Raw genomic sequence first — 16894 nt, forward strand, 5'->3', positions numbered from 1 at the left:
TGCCTTCTCTTTTTGTTCGGCCAATGGAAGGAAGAAAGATAGATTCCTTTCTATAATGAAAATATCAGAAAGGAGTTAGACAGATGAAAATTTTACAAGCCACCAAATTATACAAGAGTTACGGAAATAAATTAAACAAACAACAAGTATTAAAAGGAATTGACTTATCGATTGATAAAGGAGAGTTTGTGAGTATTATGGGTGCGTCAGGATCTGGAAAGACGACGCTGCTCAACGTACTTTCTTCAATCGACCGTGTCAGTGAAGGGACGATCCACATTAACCAGATAGAAATGACCGCTATGAAAGAAAAACAGCTTGCGGAGTTTCGCAAAAACCATCTAGGGTTTATTTTTCAAGATTATAATCTGTTAGATACCTTAACAGTGAAAGAGAATATTCTGCTTCCTCTATCCATAACAAAAACACCCAAAAAAGAAGCTGAGAGCAGATTTGAAGATGTCGCAAAAGAGCTTGGAATCTATGAAGCAAAAGATAAGTATCCAAATGAAATCTCTGGAGGCCAGAAACAAAGAACTTCTGCAGCAAGGGCATTCATTCATGAGCCAAGTATTATTTTCGCTGATGAACCGACAGGGGCACTGGATTCGAAATCAGCATCCGATCTCCTAAATAAATTGAGTACGCTAAACGAAAATAGAAAATCTACCATCCTCATGGTTACGCATGATTCAGTCGCTGCAAGTTATTGCAGCCGTGTCGTTTTTATTAAAGATGGCAGTATCTATACCCAGCTGACGAAAGGAGATCAGGATCGTCAAAGTTTCTTCAAAGATATCATGAAAACACAAGGTGTATTAGGCGGTGTTCCTCATGAATATTAATCTGCTCATCCTTCGTAACATTAAGAAAAATCTAAAGAACTATTACCTTTATGTATTTGCTTTAGTCTTTAGCGCAGCCCTTTACTTTGCATTTGTTACTCTACAATATGATCCCTCTATGGACTCCATAGAAGGTTCTATAAAAGGAGAAGCAGCTATCCGTGCCGCATCCATCTTGCTAGTGGTAATTGTCTCTATTTTTCTTTTGTACGCCAACACCCTTTTTATTAAAAAACGGTCAAAGGAAATCGGTTTATTTCAACTAATCGGTATAACAAAAAATCAAATTTTCCGGATGCTGTCAGTAGAAAATTTGATCATATACTTTGGCTCACTTGGCATCGGTATATTTGCTGGTTTTTCATTTTCAAAAATGATTATCATGGCTTTATTTAAAACAACTGGTGTAGATGCTATCGCTTCCTTACATTTCTCGCCGCAAGCACTGGTGCAGACGCTGATCATTTTTACAATCATCTATCTATTCATCATGGTTGTGAATTACATCTATATAAAGAAGCACAGTATCATCAATCTTTTTCGCGTGATTTCTTCTACCGAAGGAAAAATAAAGAAGCTGTCCATGGTGGAAATGATGATGGGAATCTTAGGGATCCTCCTTATCGCCACAGGCTACTATATATCATCTAAGTTGTTCGGCGGTGACTTTACAACCATGGCCGAGTTGTTTACAGCAATGATCGTTATTTTAGCTTCCGTCATTATCGGCACTTATTTATTTTATAAAGGTTCCGTCAGCTATCTACTCAATCTGCTTCGAAAACAACGAGACGGTTACCTATCTATTAAAGAAGTGATGTCGCTGGCATCTGTTATGTTTCGAATGAAATCCAATGCATTGCTGCTAACGATTATCACAACAGTTTCTGCACTTTCTATCGCGTTGTTAACCTTAACGTATATTTCTTTTTATTCTGCAGAAAAAACGGCAAAAGATCATATTCCGCACCATTTTTCTGTAATCGATAGAGAATCTGCTAATACGTTTGAAAGCGCATTAGATAAAAATGAAATTGATTATGCAGAAAAGACGATAGAAGTCATACAAGCCAGTGTAAATGCTGAACAGATTGTTGATCGCTCACTAAAAGAATTAGCGATTAATCCAAAAGCAATGTCGCTTCCTCTAATAAGCGATAAATCGATTGATTGGGCAGATCCCTCATCAAAAGAAGTGATATTTACAGGATATAACGATCTTTTGCAAAAATTCATGCCGTTAAAAGACTCTGGAACAGTTCAATTAAAAGGAAAACAAGAGGTCATCTCACAAAGATTTAAAGGTTTATGGCAAAAACACCCTGTATCCTGGTATTTTACAGGTGGCGGAGTGCCGGTCGCAGTAGTAGATGATTCGGTGTTTACCCGAATTAAAGAGGACTTAAATCCTAAAGTACAAAAAGAATCTACCCTATACATCGGAATTGATATTAAAAACGATAAAGAACTTGAAAAAGCTAACTTTCTTTTTAAATCAACGGGTACTTATAAAAAGTTATACAATGAGTCTCGGTTGGAGATCAGTACTACTCAAAAGAAGAACATGGGATTAATGATGTTTATCGTTGGCTTCTTAGGATTAACCTTCCTAATTACTTCAGGGTGCATACTCTATTTTAAACAAATGGATGAAGGCGAAAGCGAAAAACCGAATTATACCATTCTGCGTAAATTAGGTTATACACAAAATGACCTTTTAAAAGGAATTCAATATAAGCAGCTGTTTAATTTCGGTATTCCTTTGTTCATCGGTTTGCTTCATGGCTATTTTGCCGTCCAATCCGGGTGGTTCTTATTTGGTACAGAAGTTTGGACACCAACGATTATCGTCATGGTGATCTACACTGTCCTCTACTCCATTTTTGGAATGTTATCTATCCTATATTATAAGAATGTTATTAGAGAAGCACTATAAATAACAAAAAATACTCCGGCAGATTATAAGCTGCCGGAGTATTTTTGTGTGATGATTATCGATTATTGAGCCGTATAACCGCCATCGATTACGATTGCTTGTCCTGTTACACTCTTCGCTTTATCGCTTGATAAGAACATTGCGTAATCTGCAATCTCACTTACGTCCAATAAACGTTTTTGTGGAACTAATGGGTAAATCACTTCTTCAAGTACGCTTTCTAAAGAAACGTTTCTAGTTTTCGCTAGGTCTTCCATTTGACCGCGAACAAGCGGTGTATCTACGTATCCTGGGCAAAGTGCATTCACAGTTACACCTTCAGCAGCTGATTCTAATGCTGCTACTTTTGTAAGACCGATCACACCGTGTTTGGCGCTATTGTATGCCGCTTTACCAGCAAAACCGATTAAACCGTTGATGGAAGAAACATTGATGATACGTCCGAAAGCTTGCTTCTTCATGATTGGAAGTACATGCTTTGTTGCAATGAAAGGAGCAGTAAGCATGATTTTGATCATCAATTCAAATTTCGCTGTAGGAAATTCTTCGATTGGAGATACATGCTGAAGACCAGCATTGTTGATTAAAACGTCAATACGGCCGTATTTTTCATGTGCTGTCTCAATCATATTTTTGATATCTTCTTCACTCGTTACATCTGCTTTAAGTCCAATTGCTTCAAAGCCTAGTGTTCTAAGTCCTTCAGCTGCTTTTTCAACGCCTTCAGCATTTAAATCTGTAAGAACAACTTTGCTGCCGTTTTCAGCAAACGTTTTTCCGATTTCAAACCCAATACCACTTGCAGAACCTGTAATAACCACTACTTTATTTTCAACCATTTCAAAACACTCCTTCTGTTTTTAGATAATCCCTATACTAGCCATAATAATTCCAACAATGACTGCAATTGTCGGAATAACAAGACCAACCATAAATACATCCTTGTAACAGTCCTTGTGAGTGACTTTCGTTACTGCAAGGAGAGTCAACAATGCTCCATTGTGCGGAAGTATAGATGCACCTGAAGCGACAGAAGCCATACGGTGGAAGGCTTCTGGACTAATGCCAGTTGATTGTGCTAGATCATAATACGTGCCGCCAAGGGCTTGTAAAGCTATACCCATTCCGCCAGAAGCCGAACCAGTAATCATCGCTAAAATCTGAACAACCAATGACTCTGAAATGAGCGGGTTGCTAGAAATGCCAAGCAGCATATCTGTAATATGACCAAACTCTGGAACACTTGTAACTACAGCACCGAATCCAACTGCGGCACTCGTATTAATAATGGCCATAACAGAGCCTTTAGTTCCTTCATTAATGGATCCAATAAACTTCTTATATTGTTTCGCGTTAATGATTAAAATAGCCAAAATACCAGCTAGCAGCGACGGTATTGGTGCAATTTTAAAGAAATTCAGCAAAATAACGACGATCAATAGCGGAGCAAGAGAAAGAATCCAGTTCGGTAATTTCTCGTCATCCTTTTTACTAACTTCCTCAGCTTCTTCAACTTCTTTAAAATGATGACCCGCAGCTGACATTTTCTTCTCTCTAAACGAAAGCCAGAAATAACCGCCAACCGCCATTACCAAAGTAGCTGCGATTCCAATAAAAGAACCAGCCATCGGTGTGGTTTTGAACGTATTCATGGGAATCAGGTTTTGAATCTGAGGTGTCCCAGGTACGGCTGTCATCGTAAAAGTAAATGCCCCTAACACGATTGTCGGAGCAATCAAATTCCTTGAGATGTCCGCTTTCTTAAACAAAGCTACTGCGATCGGATAGATGGCAAAAACAACGACGAACAAGCTAACACCGCCATATGTTAAAACAGCTGATGCGACTAATACGCCTAAGATTGCACGCTTTTCTCCGATAAACCTCGTGATTTGAAACGCGACTGATTTAGCAGCACCCGTATCCTCCATGAGCTTTCCGAAGACCGCTCCAAGTAAGAAGATAGGGAACCATTGCTTTGCAAAATTCACGAAACCGGTCATATACGTATTTGTATATGCGTCCATGAGATCAAGTCCGCTTAATAACGCAACTATACCAGCAACGATCGGTGCCACCCAAATGATAGACCATCCCAAGTAAGCAAAGAACATAAGAAGTGCTAGACCTATCAAAATACTAACCAATGATGTATCCTCCCTTAAAAAGACGAAGAGTCCGCTTACAACTTTCGTTTTTTCACAAATTCGAAATATATTAACGATAAAAATAGTTTCTTTTTACGAAAAGAAATTTTACTCTTATGTTTTAAATAAGTAAAATGAATTAAAACTATATGTAGTATGCAATAAAGTTATAGGATAAGATGGGAGCTTTTTTATAATGGATATACGTCAACTAACCTATTTTAACGAGGTTGCGAAACACAAAAGTTTTACGAAAGCGTCGAACATGCTTCATTTATCTCAACCGACTCTAAGCAAGATGGTGAAAGGCTTAGAAGATGAATTAGATATAGAACTCATCGACCGTTCTGCAAGGCAGATCGAATTGACTGAAGCAGGCGAGATCGTATACGAACAAGGAAAAATGATCCTAGAGTCATTGGATAACTTGTCTGCCAATTTGTATGACCTCATGAATCTTAAAAAAGGGAAAATCAAGATTGGTATACCGCCATTGATCGGTTTCTTATTTTTCCCCAGGATTATTAAAGAATTTAAGAAGCTGTACCCTAATATCCAGCTGCATCTCATAGAACACGGGGCAAATAAAGTGGAACAAGAAGTAAGTGACGGATTGCTGGATCTTGGAGTGGTTGTTCTGCCGATGGATGAAGGAGAATATGATATTGTTTCTTTTATTTCAGAACAGCTCATGCTCTTTGTCCATGCTGCTCACCCTTTAGCGGAAAACGAAAAAGTGGAAATGAAGGATTTACAAGAAGAGTCCTTTATTCTTTTTAGCGAAGGATACGCACTGCATGATCGAATCATACAAGAGTGTGCGAATGCAGGATTCAATCCTCAGATTGCTTATGAAAGCTCACAATGGGATTTTATTAGTGAAATGATTGCAGAGAATCTAGGCGTCTCCATTTTTCCTGAATCCATTGCAAAAAGAGTAGATAAAACCATCATTAAAGCCATACCGATTGAAAATCCAACCCTTCCATACAAACTTGGAATCATTAAAAAGAAGGTCAAATACGTAACCTATGCTACTCGAGAATTTATAAGAATGCTCCCGCAATTTTCAGAGTGATTAAATATAACTAAAATGCATAGTTTGAATAAAATATATGTATTTTACGCATAATAAAACCTGCGTTATAGTGGTTCCTAAGACGAAATTATTTCATAGGAGGCACTATAATGGAGAAGAATCGATACAAAAACGGATTAGATAAATTGATGGAATACACATTAACGGATAACAATGACATCTCAACACATTTGAAGATTTCAGAGGACCTTGAAGATATCGCGCCAGATGTTGCAAAGTATATTATTGAGTTCGCATACGGCGAAATTTATTCTCGAGAAGGCTTGTCCAATAAACAGCGTGCGTTAGTTACAATCTCTTCCCTAGTCACACAAGGCACAGAGCCGCAGCTGGAACTGCACATCAATACTGGGCTTACAGCAGGTCTTACAAAAGAAGAAATCGTTGAAAGCATCACTCACTTAATTCCTTACACAGGCTTTCCGCGTGTATTGAATGCCTTAACAGTAGCAAAGAAAGTGTTTGCGATGAGAAAAGAAGAAGAAGAGGTTAAAAATCATTAAAAAAGAAAGAAGTCGTTTTGTATGAGATGGCTTCTTTTTGATTTGAGAATCCATCATTTCGTCCTCAATCTTGCACTTATAGTATGAAAAAAATTATTAAATAGCTGTTTTCGTAAACTTCGCTGCTATTGAGAGGCTGATTTCCGCTTCAGGTTGTTCAGTTTTCGTGGTCTGTGCAGTAATTTTGCAGGATTTTCGCACCTTATGAGCAATTAATGGAATTCTATGAGGAGAAAGTGAAAGTCTATGAGAAAAAAACGATTTCTATGAGCAAAAACCAGATTTCTATGAGCGAAAAGCACCAATTCTATGAGCACTCGTGTAATAAAATAAAAAAACATATACCGTAAAAGCCAAATCCATCACGATAAGCTAAAATTAGTCTCCTTTAACCAACCATGAACTCTTACCAACCTTCTTATTTGGACATATGATATAATTTTTTAAAAATCTTCGAAGTGTACGGTGATATGTATGGTTTATTTATGTTTACTCGTTGTTCTTTTAGCTTGTCTTACTTGGTTTATTCATTCTCATAAAATATATATTAAGACATCAACAATGGCTGCCGTCATGTCTTTAGGGATTATTGTACAAGGTGTTTTATTTAACTACTTTGGAAACCCGTTTTCTCAAGGTTTTTTTGGCAAATTTCTTAGTATTATTAACCTGTCTTTATGGCTTGCTTTTGTTATATCTGTTTTTATGGCCAGCTTTGGCGGAAAATTTAAAGAGATCCATTATTCCAATCAGATCAATCGTTTTGCAATAGGTACATGGGTTGCAGGCACTTCAATATGTGGCATCTTATTACATGCAGAATTTAATCAATTGGTTTTCATCCCAAGACTTCTAACTGTGATGAATGTTGTGTTGTGGATCATTTACATTGGCATTAGTTTAAAAACATTAATTGAAATTATCCGCACAAAACGATTTAAAAATGTACATGGGATTCTTCTTTTAACTACGGTAAGCACACAATCGATTGTGCTTTTAACGAACGCGGTTTTTAAAGGACTTCCATCAATAATGAACATGACATTTCTAATCGTTGGCTTCTGTTTTTATATAATTTGCGCTTTCTTTATTTTATTTAGATATGTTATGAGTTCTTGGTCCATCGAAAAGGATTGGAACAACACAAACTGTATTTTACATGGTGCCTTATCCATCTCAGGGATTGCATGTATAAAAACAAGTCTTGTGAATGCCGATATGATTACTTTCATATGGGTATCAGCCATAATGATTTTCTTACTCATCGAGTCCGTAGAAATTTTTCGAATGATTAAACGCATCAAACATTACGGATTTCAAAAAGGAATATGGACTTATGATGTGACTCAATGGGGCAGAATTTTTACTTTTGCCATGTTTTATACGTTTACTTTTACAATTAAACAAAATCTTGAACTGCTCGTTTTTATTAAAGAAGAGATTATTCACATTGGGATTTGGATTGTGTTATCCCTTCTGATCATTGAAATCGTTCTCTGTTCGAACTTCATCATTAAAACGTATCTGACATCTCAAAAAGAAATGCATAAAGAAAATGAAGTAACCTTCCCATAATAGTTGGGGAGGTTACTGTTTTTTAAGGCAAGGTACTAATTTGAGGATTACCTAGCTCCAGCTTTTCTATATAAACTCACTTAAAATGTTACTTCAAACGAACAAAAAAAAGACTCAAAGCGATAATTTCACTTTTGAGTCGTTTGTTTTGGCTTATTTTAGTTAAATTATTCTTCAATCGGTACCATTACATCAAAATATTCTTCTTCCCCGTATTTTTGGCGCATTTTTTCTTTATACTCTTCAAAAGTTATTTTCTTTATACTCTTCAAAAGTTAAATGATAGTTTTCTGAAGGATTTCCAAAGAGAATCGTAAAAACACCTTCTTCAAAAGAAACAAAATAACTTTTATCTTGATCAACATTTTCCGCTAAAAGGAGTTTTTTATTATTTTCAATATCCTCAGAACTGATTTTCTTATTAAACAGCAGCATTCTCCGCGTACCGTCTTTTTTTACCATAGAAATAACACCATATCCTTTATGTTCTACTTCTTCAAAATAGTCTTTCTTATTAGCAGAATCATATTTACACGTCTTAGAATAGTGATAACCGCAGCGTCTGCAGCAAATATATTCTTCATCCGTTTTGTAGTAAAAATCTGAAATAGCAGAACGTCCACAATTGGCACATTTTACAGCAGAATAAGTAGAAGCCATTCACATATCTCCTTTTTAACACCTTATTATTTTTAAAAATTGGATTTTAGGTTTTAGAATGAAAACAAAGAGGAAAAATTGGCAGCACAAAATAAGAGGTTTAAAACACTCGTTTTAGTGAAAAGGATTTGAAGTTAAACAGAATATAAATGAGATTTGATGTGTTCAGCTGAATCGGTTTAGAGAAGAAATTACCGCGGGTTTCTATGGTTATAAAACGTGGTTATGATAGAGACATGTCTTCATTTATTTTATCTTATTTCAAAATATTGTCAATGTTTCGAAATGATTTACCATCAAAAAGTGGAGGTGTTTACTTTGAGAATTGCACTTATCGGATTGGGTGATATCGCACAAAAAGCATATCTGCCAATTCTTTCAGAAAAAGAAGGCATTGAATTGGTGCTTTGTACGCGAAATAAAGAAACACTAAACCAAGTATCCTCTAAGTATAGAATTAAGGAAAAGGTTCAGACAGTAGACGAATTGATCTACAAGAATATTGATGCCGCATTCATAAGTACTGCGACAGAAGCCCATTTTGAAATAGCGGAGAAATTGCTTAACAGCGATATTCATGTATACATAGACAAACCGATCTCCCTAGATTTCCATGAAACTGAAAGAATTGAGCAGCTCTCAAAAGAGACGGGTAAAATCGCAATGGTTGGTTTCAACAGGAGGTTTATTCCTCGCGTAAAGGAACTGAAGGCGAACGGGAAAGCCAGCATGATTCTCATGCAAAAAAACAGATTTGCCTCACCCGATTATATTAGAAGATTTGTAGTAGAGGATTTCATACATGTTGTCGATACCCTTAGGTTTTTAATGGATACCCCTGTTAGGGATGTAAAAGTTGAGTACACCAGAAACGATGAAATGCTGGATAACCTCGTTATTCAATTAATCGGAGACGGATGTATTGCCCTAGGTGTCATGAACAGAAATGGCGGCGTCACAGAAGAAATCATTGAATACCACACAGGTCACAATAAGTTTGTTGTGAACAGTCTTGTTGAAACAACTCACTATCATAATAAAGAAACGAGTATCTCTAAATTTGGAGATTGGGAGCATACGCTATACAAAAGAGGCTTTTATCAAATTATCGATCATTTTATGGATTGTGTTGAAAATAACACGATGCCTGATCCATCCATACATGACTCATTGATAACTCATGAAATTTGCGAGAAAATTGTTAGATCCATAGATGCATCTGTTTAAAATAGTAAAGAAGCCAGCATATTTAGTTTACTCTGGCTCCTTTTTACTTTTGTGATTTATATGACACCAGCCTCTTTCCAAGCTCTTAGTTCGTCTTCAGAAGCTTCTAGCAGTTCTCTTAAAACCGATTCGGTATGCTCTCCCTTATCGGGTGGAGGCGGCACTGTTTCTAGCCCTAATGCGCTGTGTACCCGCATCTGGCCATTTGCAAAAACCGTTTCCTTTTCCACAAAATACGGATGCCGGGCTAGTTCACCGGTTTCAAGAACAGGAGCCAGGCAGCAGTCTGTTTCCATGCTAAACTTACTCCACTCCTCCAGGCTTCTGCTTTGGAAGAGTGAGGTAATTTCTTTGTAGACAGGATTCTTTTCAGCTGTACTTGAAAACTGAGATGAAATCCAGTCCGGCCTGCCTGCACTATGGCAAAAATTACGCCAGAACTTTGGTTCCAATGCACCTAAACTGATATAACGCTTGTCGCTTGTTCCATAGATTGCGTATGAGACAATGCTTCCATTTAAAACTTCTATTCCATTTTTATGTCCTGTTTCTTTTTCAACTAAAACATGATTGACCATAAAGGTGGCCATGACTTCTGTTATTGAAATAGAATGATAGCTTCCCTTTCCTTTTAATGCTCGTGATACTAGTCCTGACAAAATACGTTCATTAGCGGCTATACCGCCAATGAAGTCAGCAAACGTATTAGAAGGATGAATTGGACGACCGGTATTGTCTTTGAGCTGAGCGAGCGCCCCGCTTAGCGCCATATAATTAATGTCATGACTTCCAAGATCCGTCATCCTGCCGTCCTGACCGTAGCCTGATATGGAACAATAAATGATTTCTGGGTTTACCTCAGCTATTGCCTCATAACCCAACCCTAGCTTACCCATTACACCTGGCCGGAAGCTTTCAATGAGAACATCCGCTTTTTGTGCTAGACGAAGAGCAATCTCTCTCCCAGACTCCTGCTTCAAGTTTAATGTAAGACTCCTTTTACCACGATTATTGGCTTGAAAGACGATTCCTTTCCCCTCTTTTTTCGGACCTGCCGAACGGGATGGATCACCCGCTGGAGGTTCTACCTTGATGACTTCTGCTCCCATCTCCGCAAGTCTGAGTGTGGCAAAGGGACCAGGTAAGTAGTTACTGAAATCTAAAACCAAAACTCCTTCCAATAGCTTGTTTTGAACCGGTTCCGTTTTTTGCTTTATCATTCTTTTCATTTCCCCGTGCCTGGAATCGATAAATCCTCCAGCTGTTTACGGAGTATGAATTTTTGGATCTTCCCGCTCGCATTCCTTGGAAGTGCCTCACAGAAAATGTATTTGCGCGGTCGTTTATAATTAGCGATTTGATCACTGTTTTTGCACCACTCATCTAGCTCTTCTTCTGTAATGGAAGCATCCTTTTTCACAACAAAAGCTGTCACCGTTTCACCCCAACGGTCATCCGGCTGCCCGACCACTGCTGCATCGAGCACCCTGATATGCGCATGGAGAATATCCTCAACCTCACGGGGATATATATTTTCACCGCCGGAAATGATCATATCATCCACCCGGTCCTTCACCCATAGGTACCCATCTTCGTCCAGATAGCCAATATCTCCTGAATGGTACCAACCTTTGTATAATGTCTTTTCTGTTATCTCTTTTCTTTGGAAGTATCCGGACATCATACAAGGTCCTTTAACGATAATTTCACCCGTTTCTCCTGCAGGCATGACATCGTCAGGTTCTGATGGGCCGTTTTCATTTGGACGTACAATACGGACTTCGTGGTTCAGGCAAGCCTGTCCGGCAGATCCTGCTTTTGTCAGCTGGTCTTTTTCCCCCAGAAAAGTGATGGCTGGTCCCATCTCGGTCATCCCGTAAGCTTGAACGAGTGAAATACCCAATTGATCGTGGCACGCACGAACAAGAGAAGGAGCCATTGGAGCCGCTCCATACAAACCAAGTTTTAAACTTCCAATATCGAATTGCTTCAAATCTTCCTGCAAAAGCATATTCCACATTGTCGGAGCAGCGAAAAGCTTCGTAATTCTTTCTTTTTCAATCAAGCTGAGTACCTTTTTCGGTTCAAACTGGTGGAGAACAACATTGCTTGCTCCAGCATGAATTCTTGGCAAAAAGGCACAATGAAGCTCAGCACAGTGAAACATCGGTGCTGTCACAAGCCCGATATCATAGGAATCAAGCTTGGTGGCACCAATAACGATTAAACTTTGTTCCACGATCTCACGGTGAGAATGAAGCACACCTTTTGGTCTACCAGTCGTCCCGCTCGTATACATGATGGCATATAAGTCATTTTCATCAACAGATACTTCAGGTGATGCGTCTGAGGCGCCCGCTACCTTTTGCTGATAGCTCGAGGCATAGTCAGGAGCATCCTCATCAATATACCAAAATGAAGTTCTGGAAAATCGATCCTTAAGTGCCGCAACCACAGGCTCAAGTGCTTTTTCATAGAGAACAACCTCTGGATCGGCATCCTGCAGGATAAATCCTACCTCTTCTGACATCAGCCGGAAATTAATAGGATTGAAAACAGCTCCGATTTTCGTACAGGCAAAGAATGCCGTTGCAAGTTCTTCTGTATTGAATAAAAAGGTGGATACACGGTCTCCTTTCGTTACTCCTTCGGCTAAGAGCGCGTTGGCGAACTTATTGACCTGCACGCTCCATTCTTTGTATGACAAACGAAGGTTCTTCCTGACATCATAGATTGCCTCTTTGTTAGGATATTTCTGTACGGTCAAATCAAAAATCCTGCCAATCGTTGTCCCCATCAAAATCCCTCCTATAATGATAGATTCCTATATTGATTAATCGAGCCGCTCGATGATCGTGGCATTCGCCATCCCATGACCCTCGCACATCGTCTGCAAGCCGTATCTGCCTCCTGTTCGTTCGAGTTCATGCATGAGAGTGACCATTAAACGGGCACCGCTTCCTCCGAGCGGATGACCGAGCGCTATCGCTCCGCCATTCGGATTTAATTTTTTCGGATCGGCTCCTGTTTCCTTTAGCCAGGCAAGTGCAACGGATGCAAACGCCTCATTCACTTCAAAAATATCAATGTCATCGAGAGAAAGACCTGATTTTTCGAGTGCTTTTTGTGTCGCCGGAATTGGTCCTGTAAGCATAAGCGTAGGGTCGGACCCAACGACAACCCGGGTATGAACTTTGAAACGCGGCTTTAGTCCGAGTTCCTCCGCCTTTTCCCGGCTCATCAAAAGGATTGCTGAAGCCCCATCACTGATCTGGCTTGCGTTTCCAGCATGGATCACACCGTCTTCTGTAAAAGCAGGTTTCAGACTTCCGAGCGCCTCAAGCGACGTTTCCGCACGAGGACCCGAATCCGTATCAAACACGCTTCCATCTGTAAGCTCTACAGGGACAATTTCATGCTTAAAATAACCTTCTTTTTGAGCACGCAATGCTTTTTCATGACTTTCAAGCGAAAAGCGGTCCAGATCGTCTCTCGTAAAACCGAATTTTTCCGCAATCCGCTCTGCTGACAACCCTTGGTGAATGATTTCATAACGTTCTTTTAATGCAGGGTTGAAGCCTGCTCCTTGGTAATTGGAGCCCATTGGTACCCGTGACATACTCTCAACGCCGCCTGCTATCACAACGTCCATATCGCCGGACAAAATGGCTTGTGCTGCGAAATGAACCGCCTGCTGACTCGATCCGCATTGACGGTCAATCGTCGTCCCGGGAACCTCGATGGGCAGGCCGGCAATTAACGCAGATACTCTAGCAATATCCCCCGCCTGTTCGCCCGACTGCGTAACACAGCCTAGAATGACGTCCTCGACCAATTGAGGATCAATTCCTGTCCGCTCAATCAGTTTTTTTAGCACGATTGCCGCCAAATCATCTGGCCTAGTATCCTTTAACGCACCGTTTTTTCTGCCTGTAGCTGTTCTGATCCCATCAACGATTACTGCTTCCCTCATCTATCTGTTCCTCCTGTTCCGTCTGCTACAACCCTAAATTTTTTGCAATAATAACCTTCATGATTTCGTTTGTCCCGGCATATATGCTCGCTACCGGAATGTCCCTGTACCTTCTCGCAATCTCGTATTCTTCCATATAGCCATAGCCCCCGTGCAGCTGCATGCACTCGCCTGCGATCCGTTTCGCCATATCTGTCAGCTTCCATTTCGCCATCGAAACCTTTGTTACAATATTTTCACCCGCTATATGGTCAGTGATAAGTGAATCTAGAAATACTCTGCCCATTTCGATTTCTGTAGCCATCTCTGCCATCTTGAACTGTGTGTTCTGAAATTGGCTTACCGGACGGCCGAACGCTTCCCTGCTCTTTACATAATCGAGCGTAATTCTAAACATTTCCTCTGCTGCCGCTTGTGCCGCAATCGCTACAACAAGCCTTTCCTGCTGCAGTTTTTCCATCAGATAGAGAAAGCCCTTTCCTTCTTCCCCAAGCAGGTTATTCTTATGAACCTTGCAATCTTCAAAAATAAGCTCTGCTGTATCCTGACAATGAAGTCCTACCTTGTCGAGCTTCCTTCCTCTTGAAAAACCGGGAGTATCCCGCTCGACGACTAGCAAACTCACACCTTTATGCTTAGGCTGAGCATTTAGATCGGTTTTGCAAGCAACAATGACAAGATCTGAAAGGATGCCGTTTGTTATAAATGTTTTCTGTCCATTTACTACATAATAATCACCCTCAAGCTTTGCCGTTGTCTTAATGCTGGCAAGATCCGAGCCTGTACCTGGTTCTGTCATCGCGATTGCAGTAATTAATTCTCCTGTTACACAGCGAGGAAGCCAGCGCTCTTTTTGCTCCTCCGTTCCATAAGCCGAGATATACGGTACAACAATATCGCTATGCAGTCCGACTCCAACTAGGCCAGAGCCAACGCGTTCAAGCTCTTCATTTATGACTGCTGAAAAACCCCAATCTACTGCACTTCCACCGTATTTTTCATCGAGATCCGGGCAAAGAAAGCCTTGGCTGCCCATCTTTTTCCAAAAAGAACGCGGAATCATCCGGTCTTTTTCCCATTGCTCGTAAAAAGGATAGGCTTCTTTTTCTAAAAATTTTCTTAATGCTTTCCGGAACATCTCATGCTCTTCATTCAAAAAAGAACGCTTCATATTCCGTCACCTCTTTCCATCGTTGTTGTTTGCGTGCTTTATTTTCCATTCACAAGTTCATTCATTTTTTGACGAAGCTGGTATTTTAAAATTTTTCCCGAAGCATTTCTCGGAAGCTGCTTCTCAATGAAAATACGTCGCGGCACTTTATAGCCTGCAAGCTTTTGGCGGCAGAAGCTGATCAGCTCCTCTTCCTCTATTTGAGCGTCTTCCTTTAAAACGATTACGGCTGAAACTGCCTCTCCCCATACTTCATCCGGCAAACCGATGATTGCCGCATCAAGAATAGCAGGATGCTCGTAAAGAATGACTTCCACCTCTGCTGAATAGACGTTCTCGCCTCCAGAGATGATCATGTCTTTTTTTCGGTCCACAAGCGTGATATACCCTTCCTCGTCAACCGTTGCCAAATCACCTGTATATAGCCAGCCAGATTTTAAAGCAGCCTTCGTCTCTTCAGGCTTTTTATAATATTCCTTCATAATCGTTTCACCCCGGAGGATAAACTCTCCAACTGCACCCGGGCTGATGTTTTCACCATTTTCATAAACGACTCTCGCCTCGGTGAGAAACCCTGCTTTCCCGCTTTTGCCAAGGTGATGCTTGTGCCCCTCAGGATCGAGATATATCCCGCCAGGACCTGCTTCAGTCAAACCGCACAGATTGAAAAACTGATCGGTTTTGAAGGCTGCCATGCTCTTACGGACAAGCTCCGGCGGCATCGGTGCTGCTCCATAACCACATCGCCTGATCGACGACAAATCAAAATCTGTGACATTCGGAACCTGCAGCATGAAATTGTACATCGCAGGAACCGCGAACAAGTGAGTGATTTTGTGTTCCTGTATGGCTTCGAGCGCTTTTACCGGATGAAAATCTCGATGGATGTAATGGCTGCCCCCAAGGATAACGCCTGCAATCATGAACAAGTTCAGCTGTGCCGAGTGAAATAAAGGAGCAAGGTGAAGAAACCGCTCATCCTTTTTCAGCTCCATATTCACAAGCATCGTCAGGCTGACTTTGAAAACACGGTCATGGTCAAATAACGCCCCTTTCGGCCTTCCCGTCGTTCCAGATGTATACAGGATCTCCAGGTCATCCTCTCCGGAGATTTCAATATCTGGTTCATCTTCAATCGAGGAAAGGACGGATTCATAGGAAAGGTTATCTTCTAATACAGCGCTTTTGGTGATTATGATGTTTTGGACGTTCGTTCGATCCTTTGCTTTCGTGACAGTCTCTTCAAATTCGCTGTCGCTTATGACAAGGACCGTATTAGACTGTCTGAAAATATAGTGAACTTCATCTGCAGTAAGCCTGAAATTTACGGGAACTACAACTGCTCCGATCTTTGCTGCAGCAAAAAAGGAAATCATGAAGTAATCGGAATTCTTCATAAAAATCGCTATCTTTTCTCCTTTTTGGATGCCAAGACTGACCAATCCATGAGCAAGCCGGTTGACGGACCGGTTGAATTCTTCATAATTATATGTTCGCCCTTCACATTCCATTGCAAATCTCTCAGGAAAATTACGTGCGTTTTGCGCCAGGAACCCACCAATATGCATTTGTCTTCCCCCTCACCAAAATTCGTTCATCTATATTTAATGCAATTTTTATGCCAACCTGCCAAATAAATGATGAGTGGTCTGCATAGAAATTTTTTTTGAACGTGGTTGATTTCCGTTTCAGGTTGCTCGCTTTCCGCGGGGCAGGGCGGTGAGCCACATTCGGACGTTTCACTCTTAAATGTCTCAC

14 protein-coding genes are annotated in these 16894 nt (G+C 40.2%); 6 read left to right on the top strand and 8 right to left on the bottom strand.

The genetic code is table 11. The features are described from left to right. Positions 1-83 precede the first annotated feature (83 nt). Positions 84-845 carry an ABC transporter ATP-binding protein gene (locus J2X07_RS14815; RefSeq protein ID WP_310260302.1) on the top strand — a complete coding sequence of 254 codons (762 nt, stop codon included), beginning with the start codon at positions 84-86 and terminating at the stop codon, positions 843-845. Beyond that, a complete protein-coding gene (locus J2X07_RS14820; RefSeq protein WP_310260305.1) occupies positions 835-2781 on the top strand; it encodes an ABC transporter permease in 1947 nt (648 codons plus the stop codon). Before J2X07_RS14815 ends, J2X07_RS14820 begins: the two co-directional genes overlap by 11 nt. A gap of 62 nt (positions 2782-2843) precedes the next feature. Here the strand turns inward: J2X07_RS14820 and J2X07_RS14825 are convergent, their stop codons facing one another. After that, entirely contained in the window at positions 2844-3620 is a 777-nt protein-coding gene (locus J2X07_RS14825; protein WP_310260308.1) for a 3-hydroxybutyrate dehydrogenase, read from the bottom strand. Positions 3621-3641: 21 nt separating this feature from the next. Continuing rightward, the gene (locus J2X07_RS14830; protein ID WP_310260311.1) at positions 3642-4928 is read right to left on the bottom strand and encodes a GntP family permease; all 1287 of its coding nucleotides are present in this window, start codon (positions 4926-4928) and stop codon (positions 3642-3644) included. 196 nt (positions 4929-5124) lie between these two features. Here J2X07_RS14830 and J2X07_RS14835 point away from each other — a divergent pair, with 196 nt between their 5' ends. The 3 genes from J2X07_RS14835 to J2X07_RS14845 all read left to right on the top strand — a co-directional run bounded on the left by J2X07_RS14835 (position 5125) and on the right by J2X07_RS14845 (position 8105). After that, the gene (locus J2X07_RS14835; RefSeq protein ID WP_310260314.1) at positions 5125-6006 is read left to right on the top strand and encodes a LysR family transcriptional regulator; all 882 of its coding nucleotides are present in this window, start codon (positions 5125-5127) and stop codon (positions 6004-6006) included. Positions 6007-6116: 110 nt separating this feature from the next. After that, the gene (locus J2X07_RS14840; RefSeq protein WP_310260317.1) at positions 6117-6530 is read left to right on the top strand and encodes a carboxymuconolactone decarboxylase family protein; all 414 of its coding nucleotides are present in this window, start codon (positions 6117-6119) and stop codon (positions 6528-6530) included. Positions 6531-7004: 474 nt separating this feature from the next. Beyond that, positions 7005-8105, top strand: a complete 1101-nt coding sequence (locus tag J2X07_RS14845; RefSeq protein ID WP_310260319.1) for a hypothetical protein — start codon at positions 7005-7007, stop codon at positions 8103-8105. Between the two features lie 243 nt (positions 8106-8348). Here J2X07_RS14845 and J2X07_RS14850 read toward each other — a convergent pair whose 3' ends face one another. Then, complete coding sequence (locus tag J2X07_RS14850) at positions 8349-8765, bottom strand: hypothetical protein (protein WP_310260322.1); 417 nt, start codon at positions 8763-8765, stop codon at positions 8349-8351. Positions 8766-9083: 318 nt separating this feature from the next. On the opposite strand from J2X07_RS14850, the gene J2X07_RS14855 reads away from it, so the two are divergent. Then, positions 9084-9992 (top strand): Gfo/Idh/MocA family protein, encoded by a 909-nt coding sequence (locus tag J2X07_RS14855; protein ID WP_310260325.1) that lies wholly within the window; start codon positions 9084-9086, stop codon positions 9990-9992. A gap of 56 nt (positions 9993-10048) precedes the next feature. Here the strand turns inward: J2X07_RS14855 and J2X07_RS14860 are convergent, their stop codons facing one another. From J2X07_RS14860 to J2X07_RS14880, 5 genes are read right to left on the bottom strand one after another with little or no spacing between them, the layout of a single operon-like run. Beyond that, a complete protein-coding gene (locus J2X07_RS14860; protein WP_310260328.1) occupies positions 10049-11212 on the bottom strand; it encodes a CaiB/BaiF CoA transferase family protein in 1164 nt (387 codons plus the stop codon). 5 nt (positions 11213-11217) lie between these two features. Next, positions 11218-12789: a fatty acid--CoA ligase gene (locus J2X07_RS14865; protein WP_310260331.1), complete on the bottom strand. Its 1572-nt coding sequence runs from the start codon at positions 12787-12789 to the stop codon at positions 11218-11220. A 36-nt stretch (positions 12790-12825) separates the two neighbouring features. Next, on the bottom strand, positions 12826-13965 hold the full coding sequence (locus J2X07_RS14870; RefSeq protein WP_310260334.1) for a thiolase family protein: 1140 nt from the start codon (positions 13963-13965) through the stop codon (positions 12826-12828). Positions 13966-13990: 25 nt separating this feature from the next. Then, the gene (locus tag J2X07_RS14875) at positions 13991-15136 is read right to left on the bottom strand and encodes an acyl-CoA dehydrogenase family protein (RefSeq protein WP_310260337.1); all 1146 of its coding nucleotides are present in this window, start codon (positions 15134-15136) and stop codon (positions 13991-13993) included. 38 nt (positions 15137-15174) lie between these two features. Continuing rightward, entirely contained in the window at positions 15175-16704 is a 1530-nt protein-coding gene (locus J2X07_RS14880; RefSeq protein ID WP_310260340.1) for a long-chain-fatty-acid--CoA ligase, read from the bottom strand. Positions 16705-16894 lie beyond the last annotated feature (190 nt).

This window comes from Fictibacillus barbaricus, assembly GCF_031457135.1.
GTDB classification, from domain to species: Bacteria; Bacillota; Bacilli; order Bacillales; family Fictibacillaceae; genus Fictibacillus; species Fictibacillus barbaricus_A.